5 protein-coding genes and 1 pseudogene are annotated in these 5,195 nt (G+C 65.6%); 3 read left to right on the top strand and 3 right to left on the bottom strand.

What is annotated here, in order from left to right:
* Together VJ811_RS08605 and VJ811_RS08600 are read right to left on the bottom strand one after the other, a co-directional pair.
* A partial coding sequence (locus tag VJ811_RS08605) for an MATE family efflux transporter (protein ID WP_324071856.1) occupies nt 1–201 on the bottom strand: 201 nt, incomplete at its 3' end.
* Between the two features lie 247 nt (nt 202–448).
* Nucleotides 449–1,021, bottom strand: a complete 573-nt coding sequence (locus VJ811_RS08600) for a Pycsar system effector family protein (protein WP_324071855.1) — start codon at nt 1,019–1,021, stop codon at nt 449–451.
* 151 nt (nt 1,022–1,172) lie between these two features.
* Here VJ811_RS08600 and VJ811_RS08595 point away from each other — a divergent pair, with 151 nt between their 5' ends.
* The 3 genes from VJ811_RS08595 (at nt 1,173) to VJ811_RS08585 (ending at nt 4,694) form a co-directional block, all read left to right on the top strand.
* Nucleotides 1,173–1,409 carry an acyl carrier protein gene (locus VJ811_RS08595; protein ID WP_324071854.1) on the top strand — a complete coding sequence of 79 codons (237 nt, stop codon included), beginning with the start codon at nt 1,173–1,175 and terminating at the stop codon, nt 1,407–1,409.
* Nucleotides 1,410–1,416: 7 nt separating this feature from the next.
* Nucleotides 1,417–2,619, top strand: coding sequence for a serine palmitoyltransferase (gene spt / locus VJ811_RS08590; RefSeq protein ID WP_324071853.1), 1,203 nt, complete (start codon nt 1,417–1,419; stop codon nt 2,617–2,619).
* A gap of 113 nt (nt 2,620–2,732) precedes the next feature.
* Nucleotides 2,733–4,694, top strand: a complete 1,962-nt coding sequence (locus tag VJ811_RS08585) for an ATP-binding protein (RefSeq protein WP_324071852.1) — start codon at nt 2,733–2,735, stop codon at nt 4,692–4,694.
* Nucleotides 4,695–4,810: 116 nt separating this feature from the next.
* Here VJ811_RS08585 and VJ811_RS08580 read toward each other — a convergent pair.
* A pseudogene (locus tag VJ811_RS08580) lies at nt 4,811–5,195 on the bottom strand (hypothetical protein); the annotation flags it as partial.

The following is a 5,195-nucleotide window of genomic DNA, read 5'->3' as shown; positions in this document are numbered from 1 at the left end:
CCCGAAGATCGCGACCCCGAGCGACGAAGCGGCGAGCGCCGCGTCGCCGAGCCGCGCGACGAAGATCACGTCGACCGCGTGGACGAGCATTTGCAGCAGGTTCGCCGCCGCGAGCGGCACGGCAAGCGCCAGCGTCGCGCGGAACTCCGTGCGAAGGCTTTGCGGTGTTTCCGCGGTCAGAGGGGCGGCCTGCTGCAGCATAGCCGGCCCGGATAGGCGCGGGGGTCGGGAGGTTCAATCCCGGCGGTCAATCACCGGGCTTTTCGTCGGCGGGGGTGGCATAAAGGCAACAGGGCGCCTCTATGATCCTCCCTGTCGCGCAGCGATGGGGAGGTGGCAGCGCGAAGCGCTGACGGAGGGGTAGTGACGCGACGTCGAAACCCCTCCACCACCGCCTGCGGCGGCGGTCCCCCTCCCCGCGGCTACGCCGCAGGGAGGATCTATTGGCTCACCCCCGCCACATCCCGACCATCTCGACCGCGAACGCGATGAAGGTCAGCGTCAGCCCGACGACGAACAACCGGTAGGCATAAGCAAGATAGCGATATTTGCGCCGCGCGAGGACGACGCCATTCTGGTAGGTATCGCGCAGCATCGTCTCATAAAGATCTTCCTCGGTGCGCAGCCGCGCCTTCACCGCGGCGATGAATTCATCCTCGTCCATCTGGGCGAAGCGGCCGAAGAAGAGGATATTGCTATGGTCCTTGCCGTCCTTGTAGACGACCGGGGGCGCCTTGCCGACGCGCGGCAGCACCGCCGACACCGCGAGCAGCGCCGACAGGAAGGAGAAGGTCGCAAGGATCGCGAGCGGCATCGCCAGCGCCCCGCCGCCCGAGCGCGCCTGCCCGATCGCGAGCGTGAAGACGACGAAGGTCGCGCCCATCAGGATCGACGCCTTTTGATCCGCCATCTGCGACAATTGCATCGTGATCTGCTGGTTGGTGCGCACGAGGTGCACCGCGTTCGGCGGAAAGGAAATCGCCGGCCGTTCGGGCGATGTCGTTGAATCTGCGCTGTCCATGCCAAGCTGCCCCTGCTGGCGACCCGCCACAGCGATGCCACGAAGTCCCGCCAGCGGCAAGATGCTGCCCTGTTCCCGCCGCATTCGCTTGCCAAGCGGAAGCCTTCGCGGCATGCCGCACGCAACTTCATATCTTTATGGGACGCACCACATGAGCACCGCCCTGCGCGACCAGATTTTCGGGCTGATCGCCCCTTTCAACAAGAAGGGCGTCGAGCTGACCGACGCCACCACCTTTGCCGGCGACCTTGAATGGGACAGCCTGACGGTGATGGATTTCGTCGCAGAGGTCGAAGACAGTTTCGACATCATTATCAGCATGAACATGCAGGCCGAAATCGAAACCGTCGGCCAGCTCGTCGCCGCGGTCGAGAAACTTCAGGGCTGACACCAGGATGACCGATCTCTTTTCGAAATTCGACCCGCTGATCCAGCAGCGCGAAGACCTCCTCGCGACCGGGGTCACCGATCCGTTCAGCCTGGTGATGGAGAAAGTGGTCTCCCCCACCGTCGCGATCTGCAACGGGCGCGAGACGATCCTGCTCGGCACCTATAATTATATGGGCATGACCTTCGACGAGGATGTCATCGCCGCGGGCAAGGACGCGCTCGACAAGTTCGGCAGCGGCACCACCGGCAGCCGCGTGCTCAACGGCACCTATCAGGGCCACAAGGAGTGCGAGGAAGCGCTCAAGGAATTTTACGCCATGGACCATGCCATGGTGTTTTCAACGGGTTACCAGGCGAACCTCGGCATCATCTCGACGATCGCGGGCAAGGGCGACTATGTCATCCTCGACATCGACAGCCATGCGTCGATCTATGACGGCTGCGCGATGGGCAACGCCGAAATCGTCGCCTTCCGGCATAATGACGTCGAAGCGCTCGAAAAAAGGCTGAAGCGCCTTCCCGCCGAGGCGGGCAAGCTCGTCGTGCTCGAGGGCGTCTATTCGATGCTCGGCGACATTGCCCCGCTGAAGGAAATGATCCGCGTCTCCAAGGAAAATGGCGCGATGGTGCTGGTCGACGAGGCGCATTCGATGGGCTTCATCGGCGAGCACGGCCGCGGCGTCGCCGAGGCGCAGGGCGTGATCGACGATGTCGACTTCATCATCGGCACGTTCAGCAAGAGCGTCGGCACCGTCGGCGGCTTTTGCGTATCGAACCATCCGAAATTCGAGATTTTGCGGCTCGTCTGCCGCCCCTATGTCTTCACCGCCTCGCTGCCGCCGAGCGTCGTCGCGACCGCAGCGACGAGCATCCGCAAGCTGATGCACGGGTCGAACAAGCGCGCGCACCTGTGGGAAAATTCGAAGGTACTGCACAAGGGGCTTCGCGACCTCGGCTTCACGCTCGGCACCGAAGAGCCGCAGTCGGCGATCATCGCGGTGATCATGCCCGACCTCGAACGCGGGGCGATGATGTGGGAAGCGCTGCTCGAGGAAGGGCTTTACGTCAACCTCGCGCGCCCGCCCGCAACCCCCGCGGGCATGACCCTGCTGCGCTGCTCGCTCTGCGCCGAGCATAGTATCGAGCAAGTCGGCGAAATCCTCGCCCGCTTCGAACGCGCAGGCCAGCGCGTCGGCATTATCGGTTGAACCGAGCCAGCGCGCCGACCAGCGGATTCCTTTTCGCGGCGAGTTGAAGCGGTGCTGCGGCAGCGACGGCTTCGGCGCTTTGCGGCGCCGCGCTTGTCCGGTAAGAGAAACGCGTGTTCGAGAGGGATGGCGACAGCGAAAATGACGGCCGGCGGGAGCGTATCCGCTTCTGGCTGACGATCGTCCTCGGCGCGATTCTGACCGGTGTGGTCGGGGCGCTCGTACTGCTGCTGGCGCGCGCCAACGACGATTACGACCGCTCGCTCGGCTGGCAGACGCAGAGCATGGAAGTCATTTCGCAAACGCGGTCGGTCGACGCCGCGATTGCCCGCGCCGAGGCGTCGCTCGGCCGCTTCGCGGTCGGGCTGCAAAAGGAAGACGGGCGCGTCTATGAATATCAGTGGGGCCGCGCGCGGCAGTTTCTCGCGCAATTACGGCGCAACGTCCGCGACAATCCGAAACAGATGACGCTGGTCGAACAGCTGACGCGCGAAATGGACAGCCGCGGGGCGCAGCTCGGCGACGCGGCGCTCAGCGCCAACTACAACCAGACCGTCGCGGCCATTTCGAAATATTATGCGGCAGGCAAAGGTCAGGGCGTCAGCCAGATCGACAAGCTGCTCAGCGAAATCATCGCGAACGAGCGCGCGTTGCTGCGCGAACGCAACCGGCTTGCCGTCGCCGATCGCGCCAGCCTCAACCAGGCGATCCTGCTCTTTTCGTTGCTGGGCGCGGGCGCGGCGGTCATCGCGATCGGCACGACCTTCTCGTTGATCCGCGCCGAGGGCGAACGACGGCTCGCGCGGAACGAGCAGTTGATCGAAAGCGACCGTGCCGCGCAGCTCGAGGCGGCGGTCGAAGAACGAACCGCCGAACTCGCGCGCGCGAACGACGCGCTGCGCGACGAGATGATCGAGCGCGAAGCCGCCGAGGCGCAGCTGCGCCAGGCGCAAAAGATGGAGGCGGTCGGCCAGCTGACGGGCGGCATCGCGCATGATTTCAACAATATGCTGGCGGTCGTCGTCGGCGGACTCGAACTGGCGCAGCGCTCGCCCGCAAAAGCGTCGCGTCACCTTGCAAACGCGCTCGACGGCGCCAATCGCGCCGCCGACCTGACGCGGCGGCTGCTGACCTTTGCCCGGTCGGAGCCCGCGCGGCCCGAAATGATGGCGGTCGACGAATGTATATCGAGCTTTGCCGAGCTGATCGAACGCACGATCGGCGACCGGATCGCGCTGACGCTCGACCTGCAGGCGCCGGGCCGTGCCTGCTGGGTCGACCGGCAGCAATTCGAAAATGCGCTGCTCAACCTCGCGGTCAATGCGCGTGACGCGATGAACAGCCATGGCTCGCTGACGATCCAGACGCTCGACGACGGCGAAGGCAAGGCGCTGGCGGTGCAGGTGATCGACACCGGCTGCGGCATGTCGCCCGAGGTGCTCGAACGCGTGTTCGACCCCTTTTACACGACCAAGCCCGCGGGCCAGGGCACCGGCCTCGGCATGAGCCAGGTCTTCGCCTTCTGCCGACAGTCGGGCGGCGAAGTCCAGATTTCATCGACCGAGGGCGAAGGCACCAGCGTCGCGATGCTGATGCCGATCGCCAAGCCTGAAGCCGATGCCGCCACCGAAACTTTGCCCGGCGATGCCGACAGCCCCGCATCGCCCGCCGACGCGCTCAGCATCCTCGTCGTCGAGGACGACGAACGCGTCCTCGCGGCGACGGTCGATGCGGTCAGCGAGCTGGGCCATAGCGTGGTCGCTTGCGGCAACCCGCTCGACGCCGAAGCCCTGGTCGAGCGGCGGCTGGCGGAGGGCGAGGGCGGCTTCGACCTGATCCTGTCCGACGTGCTGATGCCCCAGCTGACCGGCCCCGAAATGGTCGCGCAGCTGAAACAGCGCTGGCCCGACCTGTCGGTGCTGTTCGTGACCGGCTATGCCGGCGACGCGAGCGAGACCGAAAGCTTCGGCGACCATGATGTGCTGCGCAAACCCTTTACCCTGACCGCGCTCGACCAGGCCATCCGCCGGCGCGGCGAGGCGCGGCCGGGCGAAGGGCAAAGGTTGGCGAGTTAAACCTCCTCCGTTCGCATCGAGCCCTTCGACCTTTGGTCGAAGTCGAGATGCCTCTCGGCGTAGCGCTATCCCGAGAGGTGTCTCGGCTTCGCTCGACACGAGCGGGATTTCGGTTCCTAACGAATAGCCCCGCTCTTCATCAGGCGCGGGACCAACGTCAGCGCGGCGACGAGCGGCCAGCGGCGCTGCCAGGGCTTGATCTCGATCTTCGTCCCCGCGTGGCGATTGATCTTCCACGCCAGATAATCGATCCCGCCCGCATAGGTCAGGCTGGCCTTGGCGAGCCGCGCGATGCTGAGCGCCTTGCCCTCCAGCCGCCGCCGCGCCCAGCCGCCGGCGCGGGCATCGGCCGGGATCGCCGCGATCGCGGGAAGGCTGAACCGCTCGTACCGTTCGGCATCGGCGTCGACCACCGACTGCGCGCGGCTCGTACGCTCGGCGCGCAGTTCGACCGAATAGGTGAGCGAAAAGGCGCGCCGCCACCAGTCGAGCGGCGCTTCG

Source organism: Sphingopyxis sp. (assembly GCF_035250425.1).
Lineage (GTDB): Bacteria > Pseudomonadota > Alphaproteobacteria > Sphingomonadales > Sphingomonadaceae > Sphingopyxis.
Note: the sequence above shows the minus strand (reverse complement) of the source record. Positions and strands in the feature narration are given on the sequence as shown.

Bases quoted from the DNA above. Each gene is read 5' to 3' on its own strand.
- VJ811_RS08600 (WP_324071855.1), bottom strand. From the start codon at position 1,021: ATGGACAGCGCAGATTCAACGACATCGCCCGAACGGCCGGCGATTTCC.
- VJ811_RS08595 (WP_324071854.1), top strand. From the start codon at position 1,173: ATGAGCACCGCCCTGCGCGACCAGATTTTCGGGCTGATCGCCCCTTTC.
- spt (WP_324071853.1), top strand. From the start codon at position 1,417: ATGACCGATCTCTTTTCGAAATTCGACCCGCTGATCCAGCAGCGCGAA.